This is a genomic window from Hydrogenophaga sp., assembly GCF_022844385.1.
In the GTDB taxonomy this organism is placed as follows: Bacteria; Pseudomonadota; Gammaproteobacteria; order Burkholderiales; family Burkholderiaceae_C; genus Hydrogenophaga.
Map to the genome: position 1 here is coordinate 15519 of NZ_JALHLX010000029.1, position 17983 is coordinate 33501.

A 17983-nucleotide genomic window follows, 5' to 3' on the forward strand; every position below is an offset into this window, starting at 1 on the left:
GTCATTCCCCTTGGAATCCTGGTGCGGTCAAGGTGCGGTCGACGCCGCGGGCGAACCAGTTGATGAAAACAGCGAACCCGATTACGGAATACCCCAATCGACCAGCTTTCCAAAGAGAAGCTGGTCGAGGACAAAGTGAACACAGAGATAACCCGGCCAGATCCATGTCTTTGACAGCCATCCAGCCTTCCCTGCTCACCCAACTCCACGCGCCTACGCCCTGACCTGGCGGTTCGACGCGGCACCTCGGTGCCTGCCTGTGTTGAACGCCTCCCCCGAACCGCGGGTCAACGGCTCTCCGGCAATTCCTCCCCCGTTCGCTTTTTCCGCTGGTTCACGGCGAGTTGACGCTTGTGGTCTTCCGACCCGGGTGTCCTTGTGTGTTTGAACGAAGGAAATCGCATCATGAAACGCATGCTGATCAACGCCACGCAGGCCGAAGAGCGCCGGCTGGCCATCGTGGACGGGCAAAAACTGCTCGACTACGAAATCGAAATCGAAGGGCGCGAACAGCGCAAGGGCAACATCTACAAAGCCGTCGTCACACGCGTCGAGCCTTCGCTGGAAGCCTGCTTCGTGGACTACGGTGAAGACCGCCACGGCTTCCTGCCGTTCAAGGAAATCTCGCGCCAGTATTTCGCCGCCGGCGTGCCGGTCAACCAGGCCCGCATCAACGACGTGATCCGCGAGGGCCAGGAACTGCTGGTCCAGGTCGAGAAGGAAGAACGCGGCAACAAGGGCGCAGCCCTCACCACCTTCGTGAGCCTGGCCGGCCGCTACGTGGTGCTGATGCCGAACAACCCGCGCGGCGGTGGCGTGAGCCGTCGCATCGAAGGCGAAGACCGCCAGGAACTCAAGCAGGCGCTGGACCAGCTGGAGTACCCCAACGGCATGAGCATCATCGCGCGCACCGCCGGCATCGGCCGCGACGCGCCCGAGCTGCAGTGGGACCTGAACTACCTGCTCAAGCTGTGGAACGCCATTGACGGCGCAGCCCAGGGCGGCAAGGGCGCCTACCTGATCTACCAGGAATCGAGCCTGGTGATCCGTGCGATCCGCGACTACTTCAATGGCGACATCGGCGAGATCCTGATCGACACCGACGACATCTTTGAACAAGCGCACCAGTTCATGAGCCACGTGATGCCCGAGCACGGCCATCGCGTGAAGCGCTACCGCGACGACGCACCGCTGTTCTCGCGCTTCCAGATCGAGCACCAGATCGAAACCGCCTACAGCCGCACCGTGCAGCTGCCCAGCGGCGGCGCCATCGTGATCGACCAGACCGAAGCATTGGTGGCCGTGGACGTGAACTCGGCCCGCTCCATCAAGGGCGGCGACATCGAAGACACCGCCACCCGCACCAACCTCGAAGCCGCCGACGAAGTGGCCCGCCAGGCGCGTCTGCGCGACCTGGGCGGCCTGATCGTGATCGACTTCATCGACATGGACGAGTCGAAGAACCGCCGGGACGTGGAAAACCGCCTGCGCGACGCGCTGCGCCAGGACCGCGCCCGCGTGCAGTTCGGCGCCATCAGCAAGTTCGGCCTGCTGGAAATGAGCCGCCAGCGCCTGAAGCCCGCGCTGAACGAAGGTTCGTCCATCCCCTGCCCGCGCTGCGGTGGCTCGGGCCATATCCGCGACACCGAGTCGTCGGCGCTGCAGATCCTGCGCATCATCCAGGAAGAGTCGCTGAAAGACAGCACGGCCGCCGTGCTGGTGCAGGTGCCGGTTGAAGTGGCCAGCTTCCTGCTGAACGAGAAGCGCACCGAGATCACCAAGATCGAACTCAAGCAGCGCATCAACGTGCTGCTGGTGCCCAACAAATCGCTGGACACGCCCAACTACAAGCTCGAGCGCCTCAAGCACGACGACCCGCGCCTGGACAACCTGGACGCCAGCTACAAACTGGCCGATGAGCCGGACGAGGCCACCGGCTTCACCCGCCGCAGCCAGGAACGCACCAACAAGCAGGAACCCGTGATCAAGGGCGTGTTGCCCGACGGTCCCGCGCCTGTGGCGGCGCCCCGCCCCGAGGTGGTGGCACCGGTCGCCGCGCCTGTGGTCGCCAAAGCGGCTGCCGCACCCGTGGCAGCCCCCGTGGCCGCTGCACCGGCTGAAAAAGGCTTCTTCGGCTGGCTCAAGAGCCTGTTCGGCGGTGTTGACGCTCCGCCCGTGGCGCCCAAGCCGGCCGTGGCCGCGCCGGCCGCCAAGCCCGGTGCCCGCGAAGAGCGCGCCGAAGGTCGCGGCCCACGCGAAGGTGGCCGTGAAGGCGGCCGAGATGGTCGCAGCCGCGGTGGACGTGGCGGCGCCGAGGGCCGTGGTCAGCGTGAAGGTGGTCGCGAAGGCGGTCGCGGTGGCCGTGACGGTGCTCGCGAAGGCCGCCCGGTCGAAGGCCGCGAACCGCGCGCCGAAGGCCGTGTGGAAGGACGCCCGGAAGGCCGTGCTGAAGGCCGGGGCGAGGGTCGCCGGGGCGAAGGCCGCGGTGAGCCGCGTGGCGAAGGCCGCAACGAAACGCGTGGCGAGCCTCGCACAGATGGTCGCAGCGAAGGCCGTGGCGAACGGGGCGAAGGTCGCCGGGGCGATGGTCGCCGCGACAACCGCCGCGACGCCGCACCGGTGGACGGCGCTGCGCCAGCCGACTTGGTGAACGGCACACCAGCCACTGCACCCGGCGAAACGAACGAAGGCGGCGACAACCAGCGCCGTGGTCGTGGCGGACGCGGTGGCGAGAACCGCCGCCGCCCGGCCGAAGGTGCCGAGGGCCAGGTCCCCGCTGCCCAAGGTGACGCAGCACCGGTCATGCAGGAAGCCGACAACGGCACCGACGCACCGCGCGAAGGTGAGTTGGTTGAAGGCGGCGACGGCGCTCCACGGGCCCCGCGCGAACGCCGCAGCCGCGACCGTTACGGCCGCGACCGGCGCGAGCGCGGCCCACGCGATGCCAACGGTGCCTCCGAAGGCGGCGAAGGCGAGGCACCCGCCGAGCTGCCCGCCAGCGAAGTGGCCTTTGCCGCCGCTTCAACGCCGATGGTTTCGCAAGAGCCGGTGGACGAAGCCCCAACGCGCAGCTACTTCAGCCTGCCGGTGGATGTGCCTGCGCCGGTGATGAACGAAGCCCCTGTGGCCGCTACTGCTCCGGTGGCGGCGCCAGTTGCAGCGCCGATGGCAGCTCCAGTGATGGAACAGGCCACCCCGGCACCGGTGATGGAACCTGCCGTGATGGCGCCGGTGGCCGCTCCCGAGGTCGTCCCGGCCCCGGTGGCCGCTCCCGCACCCGCTCCCCGCGCGCCTGCACCGAAGCCCGCCGCACCGGTGGTGGTCGAGGCCCCCGCGGCCCGCGGTCTGCCGAAGGTCGCCAGCTTCTCGCTGCCCCTGGACGAGATGCAGCAGGTTGCCCAGGCCAGTGGTCTGGAGTGGGTCAACTCCAACGCCGACAAGGTGGCGCAGGTGCAGGCCGCGATCGCGGCCGAGCCCAAGCCGGTGCATGTGCCGCGCGAGCCCAAGCCGGCGGTGGTGCTGGACGATGGCCCGCTGGTGCTGGTCGAAACGCGCAAGGACCTGCGCGACATGCAACTGCCTTTCGAGACACGTTGATCGGGAATCACCGTCAGGCGCCCGACGCCTGGCGGTGCATCAACCAAAAGAAAAGCGCCCTCGGGCGCTTTTCTTTTGCGTGCTCGCCGATGCCTGTTCAGTCGAGCTGGGCCGCCTGTTTCCAGGCCGCTTGCGCCGCCGCTTCGTCACCGCGCTCTTCAGCCAGACGGGCCAGCGAACGCCAGGTGCGGCGCAACAGCGCGGCGTCGCGCAAGCCGTGGCTGGCCTGGGTGAGCAACTGGCTGGCCTTGCCCCACAGCTGGCGCTGCATGAAGGCCTGCCCGGCGAGGTACTGCAGCAAGGCGTTGTTGGGCGAGCTGCGCTGCTGTTGTTCCAGTTTCGCGAGCCAGGCGCTGTCGAGCTGCGGCAAGCCGGGCTCGAAAGCCATGACAAGTTGCCGCTGCTGCGCGGGCTCCAGGGCGTCGAACTGTTGCCACAGCGGCTCCAGCCAAGCGCGCAGGCGTTCGGCCACCGCCCGGGCCTCTTCACCGTCGATATCGCTGTGTTGCAGTACCAGCTGGTTGCCGCGCCGCGCCGCAGCCAGCGCCAGCTCGGGCATGGCACGTTCGCTGGCGTCCAGACCGTTCCACACCGTTTCGAGCTGGGCCATGTCGTGGGCTTCGCGCAGGGCGTCGAGCACCAGCCCACGCACGATGCTGCGCGAGGCTTCGGGTGAAAACGCCTTGTGTTTGGCGAGCAGGCGCGCGGTTTCGAGCGCCTCTTCTGTCGCACCGCCCAGGCGCGCCACCCGCAGCTTCAGACGCAGGGCCTGGATGCGGCGGCCCGCGCCTTGAGGCAGCTCGGCCAGGCGGCTGCGCGCGACTTCCACGTCGCGGTCTTCCACGGCCCAGCGCACAGCGCGCAACAGGGCGCCTTCGGATGCATCGGGCGCCCCCTTGGCCAGGGCCGGGTCGAGCGCGGCCTGCAGGTTTTCGTCACGCCGCTCGCGGTTCTGCAGTGACTGCGCGCTTTCGGCCACCAGCAGGTGTGCGAGCACCTGCAACTGGTCGCGGCGCGGCCACTGGTTGGGCGAGACCGACTTGAGCTGATCCAGTGCATGCTGTGCTGCGGACTGCGCGCGCACAAACCGCCCGGCGAGCTGGTGCGCCAGCGCGTCCATGACCGAGCCCACCACCGAGCGTTCAACTTGCTGGCTGCGCCAGCGTTGGGCGCGCATGGGCAGATCTCGGATGGCGCTGATGGCCTGCAGCGCAGCGTGCAGCAGCACGAAGCCGGCGACCAGGCAAAAAAGAACCAGGTTGAAGGAAACATCGAACCGGTAGGGTGGCCAGAACAGCGTGACCGTGCTGGCGTTGTGTCCGACCAGCAGCGCCAGCGCGACCGCCACCGCCGCCAGGCCCAGCAGCCAGAACACGCTGCGCATCGCACCCCGCTGGCGGCTGCGCATCAGCGGCCTCCCGCGGCGGCGGCCAGCGCGGCCAGGGTTTCGTCGGGGCGCGGCACGTCGGTGGCCACCAGGTCGCGGCGCAAGCGGGCCACCAGGGTTTGTGCGCTGGCCACCTGCGAAGCGCTGGTGTCGAAGTAGCGCTCGATCGCCAGCTCCACCGCCAGCAGGTCGGCCTGGCTTGTGGTCCATTGGCGGGCCAGCAGACCGAGCCGGGCGTTGAGCAGCTTGAGCTTGAGGTTCTCGCGCAGGAAGAAGGCTTGCTCCGGCGCGAGCAGCGCGGCTTCGGGGCGGTCAATGCGGCTTACGCGAACAAGTTCGCGGCCACTGCGGGTGAGCTCGGCCCAGGTGCGCGTCCACAGCGCGCTCCACCAACCGGAGACACGGCTCCAGCCATCGCTGAAACCTCCATCACGGGCCGCAGCGTCGGTGCTGTCGATCGGTGGGGGCGTGGCAGCAGCAGTCTCATTCGGTGCTGCCGTTGCGGGGGCGGGTTCGTTCGCTGCGGTGGGCGCTGGCCCAGGGCTCGCGGGCCTGGCAACGGGCTCAGTCTTCTGGTGGCCCACCTGGTTGCGCACCGGCCATTCATCCACCTGCCGCGCCAGTTCGTCCAGGCGCAAGACCAGCGACGGAATGTCGGCCAACGGAGCGGCCTGGATGCGGTCGATGTCGCGTGCGATGGCTCGCTGCACCGGGTTGAGTCGCGGCTGGGCAGCGCGCGCAATGCGCTGGTCGGCCGCGCGCAGGGCCGCCACCATGGGCTGTGTGCTGCCGGTGAGCAGGGCCTGCTGCTGCGCCAGCTTCACGGCAGACTCCAGATCCTGCACCAGGTTGTCGTCGCGCGAACGCGAGAGCGAGAGCATCAGTTCTTCGAGCTGGCTGCGTTGCAGGCTCACCTCGGAAAGGCGCACTTCGGCCACAGTCAGGCGGGCCTGCAGTTCCTGCGCCAGTGCTTCGGCCTGCGCAGCCAGCGTGCGGGCCTCCACGGCCTGCGCACCGCTGTCCTGCACCCGGCGGGCCAGCTCCTGCTGCGTGAAACTGAGCTTTTGCCAGAGCAGACCGGTGAACACGAGTGCAAGCGCACCGAGCAACAGGGCCATCCACACCAGCCCCTGCCCGGCGCGGCGCACCGGTGAGGGCGCGGGCGCGCTCTCCACAACAACGGGTGCCGTGGTGTCGGTGGGGGGTGGAAGCGGTTGGTTGGAGCTCATGATGCGGACCGCTCTGATTCTAGGGCGCGCAACACTTCGTTCAGGCTGGGACGTGATTCGATCACACGGCCAAAGCCGGTCTCGCGCGCGGCCTGAGCGATGCGCGGGTGCGTGGCCAGCGCCGTGGCGGCGCTCCATTGCGCTTGCGGCTGCAACACACGCAACGCCGCCAGCGCTTCGGAGCTGCTGAACAACCACACGCTGCCGGCCTTGGTGGCCTCAAGCATGCGCTGCGTATCGCCCTCGCCCAACACCGGCGGACGGCGCTCGTAAGCGACGCAACCGTCGACCCGGGCACCCGCGGCCTCGCATTGGTGGATCAACCAGTCGCGCCCGTTGCCGGCCACCGGCCCGGCGCCGGGTGGCGCGTCCACCGAGAGGCCGCGCACGATCAGGATGCGGCTGCCGGCGCGCACCTGCGGGGCCACTACCGGCCAGAGGTGTTCGGAGTCGAACTGGGCTGCGTCTTCGGGAGGCGAGTCGATGCGGTCCACCGCCACACCGAGCGTGGTCAGCGCCTGGGCCAGTTGGCTCGCGGTGCCGGGGCCCGGCGCCCAGAAGCGGGTGGCGATCGGGGACGTGGGCGGCGCCACGCCCTCGGCAAAAAAGTGGCTCACGGCCGCACCGCTGACGAACATCAGGGCATTGGCCTGCTGCCAGTGGGCCCGCCAGGCCTGCAACGCGGCCCTGGCCTCGGCCGAGCTGGGCTCACCAATGTCGATCAGGGGCAAGGCATGGGCGGGCCAGCCGTGGGTGTGCAGCACCTGCACCCAGTGCGCCGCCTCGGTCGCGGGCCGCGTGACGATCAGCCGCGCCACCCGGCCGGGTTCGGGCCGCCGGGCGGTGGTGTCATTCAAGGCTTCAGACCTCCACCGGCGGCGGTGTGGCGCCGGCCGCGCGCAGGTCGGCGGCCACGCGCTGGCCCAGCGCTTCGGCCTCGGCCAGGTTCTGCACGCGTGCCTGTCCGCTCACCCGCACCACCGCTTGCTGACCAAGTGGGTCGCCCCAGGCCGCGTCGAGCTGCAAGCTGCCGTCGGCCTGCCAGTCCGCATAGGCCGCCAGCGGCATGGAACAGCTTCCCCCCATGGCGCGCGAGACGGTGCGCTCGGCCGCCACGCGTTGCCAGCTGGCGGTGTGTGCCAGCGGTGCGAGGGCATCGATGAGGTCTTGCCGATCGGCGCGCACCTCGATGCCCAGGGCGCCCTGGCCCGCAGCGGGCAGCGAGTCGGCCGGCTCGAAGATGTGGCGGATGCGCTCGCCCAGGCCCAGGCGCTTGAGGCCGGCCGCCGCCAGCACGATGGCGTGGTACTGACCTTCGTCGAGCTTGCGCAGGCGCGTGTCGAGATTGCCGCGCAGCGGTTCGATGCGCACATCGCTGCGGTCCAGCCGGTCAAGCGACTCGCGCAGCAGCACCAGGCGGCGCAGGCTGGAGGTGCCCACCACCGCGTTCGCCGGCAGCTCGGCCAAGCCTGCGCAGTGCGGCGACACCCAGGCGTCGCGCGGGTCCTCGCGCTCCATCACGCAGGCCAGCGCAAAGCCTTCGGGCAGTTGCATGGGCACGTCCTTGAGCGAATGCACCGCGATGTCGGCGCGGCCTTCTTCCAGCGCCACTTCGAGTTCCTTGACGAAGAGGCCTTTGCCACCGACCTTGGACAGGCTGCGGTCCAGGATCTGGTCGCCCAGCGTGGTCATGCCCAGCAGCGTGACGCGGTGACCCAGACCTTCCAGCAAGGCCTTGACGTGTTCGGCCTGCCACAGCGCCAGGCGGCTCTCGCGGGTGGCGATGGTGATGGCCAGGGAGGTGGAAGTGGGCATGGAACTTGAGGAAAACAGGGGCGGAACAAGCCGCGAAGTTGGTACCCGGTCCGTAACCGGGAAGGGTGTTTTTGGATGCTAGCATGGCCCTTCCACCGGGTTTTCCCCAGATCACCCGGCCCTGTCGGCAGGCCACCCATCTACCAACACCATGAGCCGAACGATCGCGCCCACCCGCACCCGACCCAGCAGCCGCGCCGACAAGGACCAGCCCCTCATCGACGACATCCGACTGCTCGGGCGCATCCTGGGCGATGTGATCCGCGAACAGGAAGGCCAGGCGGCCTACGACCTCATCGAGCAGATCCGCCAGCTCTCGGTGGCGTTTCGCCGGCACGACGACCAGTCGGCCGACAAGGCACTGAAGAAGCTGCTCAAGGGCCTCAGCGGGGACCAGACGGTCAGCGTGATCCGGGCCTTCACCTATTTCAGCCACCTGGCCAACCTGGCAGAAGACCGACACCACATCCGACGCCGCGCGGTACACGAGCGCGCGGGTGATCTGCAGGAAGGCAGTCTCGCGCGCACGCTCCAGCGCCTGCACAAGGCCGGCATCCAGCCCGACGAGATCGTCAACACGCTCGCGCACAGCCACATCTCGCCGGTTCTCACGGCTCATCCCACGGAAGTACAGCGCAAGAGCATTCTGGATGCCGAGCGCGCCATCGCGCGCCTGTTGAGCGAGCGCGACGAGCAGGAACGCCTGCCACGCGAGCGCGCCGACATCGAGGCGCAGATCCGGGCCCGCGTCACCCAGCTCTGGCAGACCCGCCTGTTGCGCTTCACCAAGCTCACCGTGGCCGACGAGATCGAAAACGCGCTGAGTTACTACGAGGCCACCTTCCTCACGCAGATCCCGCGCCTGTACCGCGATCTTGAGGAGGGCTTGGGCGAAGCCGGCGAGGCAGCCGTGATCGCGCCCTTCCTGCGCATGGGCCAGTGGATTGGCGGTGACCGCGACGGCAACCCCAACGTGACGGCGCAAACACTCGAACTCGCGCTGCACAGCCAGGCCGACATGGTGCTGCGCCACCACCTCACGCAACTGCACTTTCTCGGCGCCGAGTTGTCGGTCTCGGCCATGCTCACCCGCGTGAGCCCGGCCATGCAGGCGCTGGCCGAACGCTCGCCGGACACCAACGCCCACCGCCAGGACGAACCCTACCGCCGTGCACTCACCGGCATGTACGCACGCCTGGCGGCAACGCTCAAGACACTCACCGGCGGCGAAGCAGCCCGCCACGCCATCGCGCCACAGGACGCCTATCGCAGCGCCGCCGAGCTGCTGGGGGACCTGCGCACGATCGAGGCTTCGCTCAAGTCGCACCATGGCGAAGCACTGGCGCGCGCGCGGTTGCGGCCGCTCATGCGTGCCGTGCAGGTGTTCGGTTTTCACCTCGCCACAGTGGATCTTCGACAAAGCTCCGACAAACACGAAGAAGTGGTGGCCGAACTGCTCGCCGCAGCCCGCATCGAGCCGGACTACTCGGGACTGGATGAAGCCGGCAAACGCACCGTGCTGCTGCGCCAGCTGAACGACGCGCGGCCTCTGCGCGTGCCGGGTGTCGCCTACTCGGCGCACACACTGGGCGAGCTGGCCATCTTCGACACCGCGCGCAGCGGGCGCGAGCGATTCGGCGCGCAGGCCATTCGCCACGCGATCATCAGCCACACGGAAACCGTGAGCGACCTGCTGGAGGTGCTGCTGCTGCAGAAGGAAGCCGGCCTGATGCGCGGCACGTTGAATGACGACGCCGTCTGCGATCTGATCGTGGTGCCGCTGTTCGAGACCATCGAAGACCTGCGCAATGCCGCACCCATCATGCGCGAGTACCTGGCCCTGCCCGGTGTGCGCCCCATGGTCGAGCGCGGCACGGCGGAGGGTTACTGCGAGCAGGACATCATGCTCGGCTACTCCGACAGCAACAAGGACGGAGGCATCTTCACCAGCAACTGGGAGCTGTACAGGGCCGAGATCGCGCTGGTCGAGTTGTTCGACTCGCTCAACCAAGGTCGCGACAAGCCCATTCAATTGCGAATGTTTCATGGAAGAGGTGGAACGGTTGGACGGGGCGGCGGCCCGAGCTTTCAGGCCATCCTGGCGCAGCCCCCCGGCACCGTGCGCGGCCAGATCCGCCTGACCGAACAGGGCGAGGTGATCGGCTCCAAATACGCCAACCCCGAGATCGGCCGGCGCAACCTCGAAACCCTGGTGGCCGCCACGCTGGAGGCCACGCTGCTGCAGTCCACGCGCAACGCGCCCAAAGCCTTCCTGACCGCCGCCGACGAGCTTTCGCGCCAGAGCATGGCGGCCTACCGTGCGCTGGTCTACGACACCCCGCGCTTCGCCGAGTACTTCTTTGCCGCCACACCCATCCGCGAGATCGCCGAGCTCAACATCGGCTCGCGCCCGGCCTCGCGCAAGGCCACGCAAAAGATTGAAGACCTGCGCGCGATTCCCTGGGGCTTCAGCTGGGGCCAGTGCCGCCTCACGCTGCCGGGCTGGTTCGGCTTCGGAACCGCGGTGCACACCTTCCTGCACCGCGACGGCCCCAAGGGCGTGGCTGCGCAAAAGGCGCTGCTGCAGAAGATGGTGAAGCAGTGGCCGTTTTTCAGCACCCTGCTCTCGAACATGGACATGGTGCTGGCCAAGAGCGATCTGGCGCTCGCCTCGCTGTATTCCGAGCTGGTGCCCGACAAGCGCCTGCGCAAACAGGTGTTCACCGCCATCGAAGCCGAGTGGCACCGCACCGCCGATGCGCTGGCGCTCATCACCGGTGAAAAACAGCGCCTGGTGAACAACGCCGCACTGCAGCGTTCCATGCGCCACCGCTTCCCCTACATCGACCCGCTGCACCACCTGCAGGTGGAGCTGGTGCGGCGCTACCGCGCTGGCGAAAACGACGCCGACCGCAACGAACGCGTGCGTCGCGGCATCCACATTTCCATCAACGGCATTGCGGCTGGCCTCAGGAACACAGGGTGAACGGGTAAAACCTAAAATCCACGTGTGAACACCTTGACCAACGCCGACCTGCACTGCCACTCCGTCGTCTCCGACGGCACCCTCACGCCCGAAGCGCTCGCACAGCGCGCGCGGGCCAACGGTGTCGAGTTGTGGGCCTTGACCGACCACGACGAGCTGGGAGGTCAAGACCGCGCCATGGCCGCAGCGCACGAGGTGGGCATGAGCTACCTCACCGGCGTCGAGATCTCCGTGAGCTTTCTGAACATCACGGTGCACATCGTCGGCCTGGGCATGGACCACACACACCCTGCCCTGCTGGCCGGGCTGCGGGCCACGCGCGGCGGGCGCGAACAGCGCGCGCGCGACATGAGCGACGACCTCGCCCGCGTGGGCATCAAGGGTGTTTACGAAGGCGCGCTGAAGTACGTGGGTAACCCCGAGCTGATCTCGCGCTCACACTTTGCACGCTACCTGGTCGAGATCGGGGTCAGCAAGGACACCAACGATGTGTTCCGCAAGTACATCACCGAAGGCAAGCCCGGCTTCGTGCCGCACCGCTGGGCCAAGCTGGCCGACGCAGTGGGCTGGATCACGCAGGCAGGCGGCGTGGCCGTCATTGCCCACCCGGGCCGCTACAAACTCACACCCAACGAAGAGTTCGCGCTGTTCACCGAGTTCAAGAGCCACGGTGGTCAGGGCGTGGAGGTGATGACCGGTGCGCACAACCAGGCCGACTACGTCAAGTACGCCGGCTACTGCCAGGAGTTTGGTCTGGTCGCTTCGCGCGGCAGCGATTTCCACAGCCCGGAAGAGAGCCACATGGACCTGGGCAAACTGCCCGACCTGCCCGGCAGCGTCACGCCGGTGTGGGAGCTGTTGCAATCGCGCATCCACTGATGCCCGAACCGGCACGCCGCACCCCGGCGCACGCCCTGCTGGGCATCGCTTTCCTCATTGCGGCCACGGCCTGCTTTGCGGTGCTCGACACCACCGTCAAGTACGTGGGTGCATTCGTCTCGGTGCTGGTGGCGGTCTGGTTCCGCTACGTTTTTCATGCGGTGGCTGTATCGGCCATCATGTTGCCGCTGCGCGGACGGCGGCTGTGGCAGACCGCGCACCCCCGCTACCAGGTGCTGCGGGGGTGCCTGCTGCTCATGGTCAGCATCATGTCCTTCGTCAGCGTGCAGTTCATGCCGGTGGGTGAATTCACGGCCATCATCATGATCTCACCGCTGGCGGTCACCCTGCTGGCGGCGCTGTTCCTGAAGGAAGACGTGTCGGTACTGCGCTGGGCGCTGGTCGCTGGCGGCTTTGCCGGTGCACTGCTGGTGGTGCAGCCTGGCAGGGAGGTGATCGGCTGGGCCAGCCTGCTACCGCTGGTGATGGTGTTCACCTACGCCTGGTTCCAGATCCTCACCAGCAAGATGGCGCGCACCGAAGACCCGATGACGATGCACTTCTACACCGGCTGGGTCGGCGCGCTGATGGCCAGCCTGGCGCTGCCTTTCGTGTGGCAGGTCATCCCGGATGCACGCACCTTCGCCTTGTTGTGCCTCATCGGCCTCATGGGCACGGTGGGGCACTTCCTGCTCATCCTCGCATTTGCAAGAGCCCCGGCGTCCACGCTGACCCCCTACCTGTACACCCAGATCGGATTCGCCATGCTGTGCGGCTGGGCCGTGTTCGGCCACGCACCCGGCCCGCTGGAGCTCGCCGGCATCGGCATGATCGTGCTCTGTGGCGCTACGGCCAGCTGGCTCACCGCACGCGATCGCCGCTTGCCCGTCGAACAGCCCGAGGCTTGAGCGGGATCACAATCGCTTCATGTCCCAGCTCTTCGAAGTCCACCCCGACAATCCCCAGCCGCGCCTGCTCAAACAAGCCGTCCAGTTGCTTGAGCGCGGCGGCGTGCTGGCCGTGCCCACCGATTCCAGTTATGCACTGGTCTGCCACCTGGACGACAAGACCGCCGCCGACCGGCTGCGCCGCATCCGCCAGGTGGACGACAAGCACCACCTCACCCTGATCTGCCGCGACCTGAGCGAACTCGCCAGCTACGCGCGGGTGGACAACCGCCAGTACCGGCTGTTGAAACTCGCCACACCCGGGCCCTACACCTTCATATTGGAGGCCAGCAAAGAGGTACCGCGGCGGCTGAGCCATCCTTCGCGCAAAACCATCGGCCTGCGCGTGCCCGAGCACAAGACCCTGCTGGAGCTGCTGGGTCTGCACGGCGCACCGCTGTTGTCCACCACGCTGATCCTGCCGGGCCAGACCGACCCGCTGAACGACGCGCAGGAGATCCGCGCACACCTGCAGCACGAACTGGCTGGTGTGATCGATGCCGGCGCCTGTGCGCTGGAAGCCACCACAGTGATAGACCTCACCCCGATGGGCGATGGCGGTGAGCCTGAGGTGATTCGCCAGGGCCAGGGAGCACTCGGCCCGCTGGGGCTCTGAGCCCGCCCGCCGGGAGCGTTCGCCCACTCTGGGACAATACGCGTTTGCTCCCAGCGCACCCTCCATGGATTTCGCCCAGATCGTTCAAACCGTTGCCATCTACGCCATACCGGTGCTGTTCGCCATCACGCTGCACGAGGCGGCGCACGGGTACGCAGCCAGGCATTTCGGCGACCGCACGGCCGAACTGATGGGACGCATCACGCTCAACCCGGTCAAGCACATCGACCCGGTCGGCACGATCGCAATGCCGCTCGTTCTTTATTTCGCCACGGCGGGCGCCTTCCTGTTCGGCTACGCCAAGCCGGTGCCGGTGAATTTCGGGCGGCTGCGCAACCCCAAACGCGACATGGTGTGGGTGGCCCTCGCAGGTCCCGGCGCCAACCTGCTCCAGGCCATCGCCTGGACCATCCTGCTGTATGTGCTGGTGGCCACAGGCACCCAGGAACCCTTCTTCCTGCAGATGTGCCGCGCCGGCGTGCTGGTGAACCTGGTCATGTTCGCCTTCAACCTCTTCCCCCTGCCCCCGCTGGACGGCGGCCGCATCCTGGTGGGCCTGCTGCCCCTGCGCCAGGCCGAGCTGGTCTCGCGTGTGGAGCCTTGGGGCTTCTTCATCGTGATGGCACTGGTCATCAGCGGTGTGGTCGGCAACCTCTGGCTGCGCCCGCTGATGATGCTCACCGAAAGCGCCATCCTGGTGCTGCTCACCCCCCTTCGCATGCTCATCCTCTAAATGAAAACCCAACGCGTCCTCACCGGCATCACCACCTCGGGCACGCCCCACCTGGGCAACTACGTGGGCGCGGTGCGTCCCACCGTGCGAGCCAGCCGGCTGGCCGAGGTCGAGAGTTTTTATTTCCTGGCCGACTACCACGCGCTGATCAAGGTGGGCGCGCCTGCACGCGTGCAGCGCTCCACGCTGGAGATCGCTGCCACCTGGCTGGCCTGCGGACTCGACCCCGAGAAGGTCACCTTCTACCGCCAGTCCGACATTCCGGAGATCCCCGAACTCACCTGGTTCCTCACCTGCGTGACCGGCAAGGGCGTGCTCAACCGCGCGCACGCCTACAAGGCCTCGGTCGACAAGAACAACGCAGCCAACGTGGACCCGGACGCCGGTGTGACTGCCGGCCTGTTCATGTACCCGGTATTGATGGCGGCCGACATCCTCATGTTCAACGCGCACCAGGTGCCGGTGGGGCGCGACCAGATACAGCACATCGAGATGGCGCGCGACATCGCCGCCAGCTTCAACCACCTCTATGGCGAACACTTCACGCTGCCCGAAGCCGCCATTGAAGACCATGTGGCCACCTTGCCCGGTCTGGACGGCCGCAAGATGAGCAAGAGCTACGACAACACCATCCCGTTGTTTGCGCCGCGCGATCAGCTGAAGAAACTCATCATGGGCATCGTGACCGACTCGCGCGCGCCGGGCGAGTCCAAGTCCACCGAGGACTCTGCGCTGTTCCAGCTCTACCAGGCCTTCGCCTCGCCCGACGAAACCGCTGCGCTGGCCAAGGCCTATGCCGACGGCATTGCGTGGGGTGAAGCGAAAGAGCTCCTGTTCGAGCGGCTGGACCAGGAGATTGCGCCCATGCGGGCGGTCTATGACGAACTCATCCAGGAACCCGCGCGCATCGAAAAAACCCTGAAGGCCGGCGCTGACAAGGCCCGCGCCATCGCCACACCCTTCACCGCCAGGCTGCGTCATGCCGTAGGACTCCGGCCGCTGCAGACGGTGGCCGCACCCGCGGCGAGCAAAGCCGGCAAGGCCAGCGCACCCGCCTTCAAGCAGTACCGCGAGCAAGACGGCCTGTTCTATTTCAAGCTGCTGGATGCCCAAGGCGCCCTGCTGCTGCAAAGCACCGGCTTTGCCGCTCCGCGCGCCGCAGCCCAGGCCATGGCGCAGTTGCAGCGCGAGGGCAGCGCCGCGCTGGATGCGCTGTCCAGCCAGATCGCCAGCCGTGGCGAGGCCAGCGCGTTGGAAACAGCACTGCGCTCTTTCAGCGAGCCAGGCGTCTGATGTGGCATCTGGACATTTGTATGAAGCCGCAGCAGACCCGGTTCCGGGGCAGCCGTTCGCGTGCCAACCGGCCGTGGACCATCGGCGTACCATATGGGGTATCCGGGTCCGCGCCGTTCACGGACATCCCTTCCGTGCCGCAAGTCCCACTTCGGACCCGATTTCGCCGGAGGCCGCTATCGCCAAAGCCCCAACTTGTCGATATGCTCTTCAGTTGAAACCATTTATTACCAGCACAGCCCGTTATGAGTATTTTTGTTATTGACGATCATCCACTCATGCGCGAAGCCGTCGTCATGCTGCTTCGCCGCCTGCGTGCTTCCACCCAGGTGATCGAACTCGAACGCCTGGCGTCGGTGAGCAAGGCCATCGCCGAACACGGCGAACCCGAACTGGTCTGCCTCGATCTCAAGCTGCCCGACACCAACGGTGTTTCGGGCGTTCGCGAAGTCCGGCAGATGCTGCCCGACACTTCCCTGATCGTGTTGTCGGCTTCGCCTTCTTCTGACTATGAAGACCTCGCCCGTGAAGCCGGCGCAGATGCCTATGTGGAGAAGTCGGCCGGTGCCGCGCAGATTGCCAAGGTGCTGCGCGAATTCCTGGCCGAAGAAGTGGAAGACGAGAACGCCCCCACCATTCCCGACAAACTGTCCAAGCGCCAGAAACAACTGCTGGTCATGCTGGACCGGGGGCTGAGCAACCGCGACATCGCTGAACAACTGCAAATCAGCGAGCACACCGTCAAGGTGCACCTGTGGCGCCTGTTCCGCCGCCTCAACGTCAAGAGCCGCTCGCAAGCCAGCCACCTGGCCCGAACCGCAGGCCTGCTTGACCTTTGATGGACCGTCGCGACGCGGCCTGTGATCAGGTCGCCGCGCGCACCACCGTGGGCTCCGGCAGCCCGGCGGCTTCTTGCTGGGTGAAGGCCGGCAGCATCACCCGGAACACACTTCCCCGGTTCGCCTCCGAACTCAGGGCCAGTTGGTATCCCATCAACGACGCCAGTTTGGACACGATGGTCAATCCCAGGCCCAGGCTGTCCTCCGTGCCCTGGTGTTGCGACACCCTGAAAAACTCCTGGAAGATAGCCTGCTGATGCTCGCGTGCGATGCCCACGCCGGTGTCCCACACCTCGAACACCAGCATGTCCTCGCGGTGTCGCAAGGCCAGCAACACCCCGCCCTGATGCGTGTGCCGCAAGGCGTTCGACACCAGATTGCCCAGGATGCGGCGCAGCACCACCGGGTCAGACCACAAGGTGGTGGGTCGGGTGTGTGAACGCAGGCGCAGCGACTTCCCCACCGCCACCGGCTCGAACTGCAGCGACAGGTCGGCGAACAGCTTCTCCACATCCACATGCTGCAACCGCACCTTGTAGTTGCCGGCGTCGATGCGCGTCAGGTCAAACAGGGAGTCGAACAGTTCGTTGATGGCGCGTGTGGACTGCAGGATGCGCGGCGCGATGTCGCGCGCCATCTCGGGTTCGGTGGCCAACCAGTCGGCGTAAAGACTCAGCGCATGCACCGGCTGGCGAAGATCGTGCGCAGCCGACGCCAGGAAGCGGTTCTTGGTGGCCACGGCACGCAGGGAGGCGCGTGTCTGCAGAGTCAGCGAGTCGATCAGCTCCTGGTTGGAGAACTGCAGTTCGAAACTGGCCCGGTGCACCTCGTGCATGCGCGTGCCGGTCATGAACAGCAAGCCCCAGAACGCCACCAGCAGCGCCATGAGCACCAGACCGGTCTGGAGGAAACCGCCTGGTTGGGGCAGCGCCAGCGTGACGATCACCAGACCCATGAGCACCGAGAACATGAGTGCGTTGGCGTAGGTACGGTAGACCGGCAGGTAGGCGCTGAAGGCAGTGAGCGTCAGCAAGCCCTGGCCGAGCACCACCAGAGCACACACAAACTGGGTGGAAATCGGCGCTTGCTGGTAGCTCAGCAGCACCGGCCCGCCCCACAGCAACGCCATGACGGCCCAGGTCCAGTGGTAGCGTTTGATGAAGGTGATGCGCTGCGGACCCTCGAGGCTGTCGTGGCGCAGGCGGTAGATGCCGATCAGGCGGTAGCGGTACACCAGCATCGCCAGCATCAGCACGGTCCAGACCAGCAGCCCCAGCGTGTTGACATCGCCCGCCATCATGAACACCAGCACTGGCAAAGACAACATGGCCGCCAGCAGCGACGCCCCCATGTTGTCCATCAGCACACCGATGAGCTGGGAGTTCACCCAGTGGTCGCGCACCTCAGGCGAAGCCGGCATGTGCTGGTAAGTCGCGGGTTGGGTGTCGACGAGCATGGGGTGATGGAAGCGGCGGTGGGGCATTGTCTCACCGGCTTTGCGCGGCGGGTGGGCCGGCTTCAAGTGTCTGCCTGACTGCTATACTTGCGGGTTCGCGACGAAGACCAACACCGGAGAGGTGGCAGAGTGGTCGAATGTACCTGACTCGAAATCAGGCGTACCGCAAGGTACCGTGGGTTCGAATCCCACCCTCTCCGCCAGAA

Annotated in this window: 13 protein-coding genes and 1 tRNA gene; 9 read left to right on the top strand and 5 right to left on the bottom strand. The window is 67.0% G+C overall.

Annotated elements, in window-relative coordinates; all coding sequences use genetic code 11:
- Positions 1-405: 405 nt before the first annotated feature.
- Positions 406-3597: an Rne/Rng family ribonuclease gene (locus Q0C59_RS07900; protein ID WP_291213862.1), complete on the top strand. Its 3192-nt coding sequence runs from the start codon at positions 406-408 to the stop codon at positions 3595-3597.
- 97 nt (positions 3598-3694) lie between these two features.
- Here the strand turns inward: Q0C59_RS07900 and Q0C59_RS07905 are convergent, their stop codons facing one another.
- From Q0C59_RS07905 to hemC, 4 genes are read right to left on the bottom strand one after another with little or no spacing between them, the layout of a single operon-like run.
- The gene (locus Q0C59_RS07905) at positions 3695-5005 is read right to left on the bottom strand and encodes a heme biosynthesis HemY N-terminal domain-containing protein (RefSeq protein ID WP_366518816.1); all 1311 of its coding nucleotides are present in this window, start codon (positions 5003-5005) and stop codon (positions 3695-3697) included.
- Entirely contained in the window at positions 5005-6213 is a 1209-nt protein-coding gene (locus Q0C59_RS07910) for a uroporphyrinogen-III C-methyltransferase (RefSeq protein ID WP_291213864.1), read from the bottom strand. Before Q0C59_RS07910 ends, Q0C59_RS07905 begins: the two co-directional genes overlap by 1 nt.
- The gene (locus Q0C59_RS07915; RefSeq protein WP_291213866.1) at positions 6210-7070 is read right to left on the bottom strand and encodes a uroporphyrinogen-III synthase; all 861 of its coding nucleotides are present in this window, start codon (positions 7068-7070) and stop codon (positions 6210-6212) included. The genes Q0C59_RS07910 and Q0C59_RS07915 overlap by 4 nt, the downstream gene beginning before the upstream one ends.
- 4 nt (positions 7071-7074) lie before the next feature.
- Positions 7075-8028, bottom strand: coding sequence for a hydroxymethylbilane synthase (gene hemC / locus Q0C59_RS07920; RefSeq protein ID WP_291213868.1), 954 nt, complete (start codon positions 8026-8028; stop codon positions 7075-7077).
- 151 nt (positions 8029-8179) lie between these two features.
- On the opposite strand from hemC, the gene ppc reads away from it, so the two are divergent.
- The 7 genes from ppc (at position 8180) to Q0C59_RS07955 (ending at position 16321) form a co-directional block, all read left to right on the top strand.
- On the top strand, positions 8180-11014 hold the full coding sequence (gene ppc / locus Q0C59_RS07925; protein WP_291213870.1) for a phosphoenolpyruvate carboxylase: 2835 nt from the start codon (positions 8180-8182) through the stop codon (positions 11012-11014).
- Positions 11015-11038: 24 nt separating this feature from the next.
- Positions 11039-11893, top strand: coding sequence for a 3',5'-nucleoside bisphosphate phosphatase (locus tag Q0C59_RS07930; protein ID WP_291213872.1), 855 nt, complete (start codon positions 11039-11041; stop codon positions 11891-11893).
- Entirely contained in the window at positions 11893-12801 is a 909-nt protein-coding gene (locus tag Q0C59_RS07935) for a DMT family transporter (RefSeq protein WP_291213874.1), read from the top strand. The genes Q0C59_RS07930 and Q0C59_RS07935 overlap by 1 nt, the downstream gene beginning before the upstream one ends.
- Before the next feature lie 19 nt (positions 12802-12820).
- On the top strand, positions 12821-13456 hold the full coding sequence (locus Q0C59_RS07940) for an L-threonylcarbamoyladenylate synthase (protein WP_291213876.1): 636 nt from the start codon (positions 12821-12823) through the stop codon (positions 13454-13456).
- A gap of 64 nt (positions 13457-13520) precedes the next feature.
- A complete protein-coding gene (locus Q0C59_RS07945; protein ID WP_291213878.1) occupies positions 13521-14189 on the top strand; it encodes a site-2 protease family protein in 669 nt (222 codons plus the stop codon).
- The gene (locus tag Q0C59_RS07950) at positions 14190-15482 is read left to right on the top strand and encodes a tryptophan--tRNA ligase (protein WP_291213880.1); all 1293 of its coding nucleotides are present in this window, start codon (positions 14190-14192) and stop codon (positions 15480-15482) included.
- Positions 15483-15727: 245 nt separating this feature from the next.
- Entirely contained in the window at positions 15728-16321 is a 594-nt protein-coding gene (locus Q0C59_RS07955; RefSeq protein WP_083239785.1) for a response regulator transcription factor, read from the top strand.
- 25 nt (positions 16322-16346) lie between these two features.
- Here the strand turns inward: Q0C59_RS07955 and Q0C59_RS07960 are convergent, their stop codons facing one another.
- Positions 16347-17777 carry a HAMP domain-containing sensor histidine kinase gene (locus Q0C59_RS07960; RefSeq protein ID WP_291213883.1) on the bottom strand — a complete coding sequence of 477 codons (1431 nt, stop codon included), beginning with the start codon at positions 17775-17777 and terminating at the stop codon, positions 16347-16349.
- 115 nt (positions 17778-17892) lie between these two features.
- Here Q0C59_RS07960 and Q0C59_RS07965 point away from each other — a divergent pair.
- Positions 17893-17980: transfer RNA gene (locus tag Q0C59_RS07965), tRNA-Ser, on the top strand.
- Positions 17981-17983: the final 3 nt, after the last annotated feature.

Excerpts from the sequence above, each read along its gene's own strand:
- Q0C59_RS07950 (WP_291213880.1), top strand. The coding sequence starts at position 14,190 with ATGAAAACCCAACGCGTCCTCACCGGCATCACCACCTCGGGCACGCCC.
- Q0C59_RS07910 (WP_291213864.1), bottom strand. The coding sequence starts at position 6,213 with ATGAGCTCCAACCAACCGCTTCCACCCCCCACCGACACCACGGCACCC.
- Q0C59_RS07905 (WP_366518816.1), bottom strand. The coding sequence starts at position 5,005 with ATGCGCAGCCGCCAGCGGGGTGCGATGCGCAGCGTGTTCTGGCTGCTG.
- Q0C59_RS07960 (WP_291213883.1), bottom strand. The coding sequence starts at position 17,777 with ATGCTCGTCGACACCCAACCCGCGACTTACCAGCACATGCCGGCTTCG.
- Q0C59_RS07955 (WP_083239785.1), top strand. The coding sequence starts at position 15,728 with ATGAGTATTTTTGTTATTGACGATCATCCACTCATGCGCGAAGCCGTC.
- Q0C59_RS07935 (WP_291213874.1), top strand. The coding sequence starts at position 11,893 with ATGCCCGAACCGGCACGCCGCACCCCGGCGCACGCCCTGCTGGGCATC.
- ppc (WP_291213870.1), top strand. The coding sequence starts at position 8,180 with ATGAGCCGAACGATCGCGCCCACCCGCACCCGACCCAGCAGCCGCGCC.
- Q0C59_RS07940 (WP_291213876.1), top strand. The coding sequence starts at position 12,821 with ATGTCCCAGCTCTTCGAAGTCCACCCCGACAATCCCCAGCCGCGCCTG.
- Q0C59_RS07900 (WP_291213862.1), top strand. The coding sequence starts at position 406 with ATGAAACGCATGCTGATCAACGCCACGCAGGCCGAAGAGCGCCGGCTG.
- Q0C59_RS07945 (WP_291213878.1), top strand. The coding sequence starts at position 13,521 with ATGGATTTCGCCCAGATCGTTCAAACCGTTGCCATCTACGCCATACCG.
- hemC (WP_291213868.1), bottom strand. The coding sequence starts at position 8,028 with ATGCCCACTTCCACCTCCCTGGCCATCACCATCGCCACCCGCGAGAGC.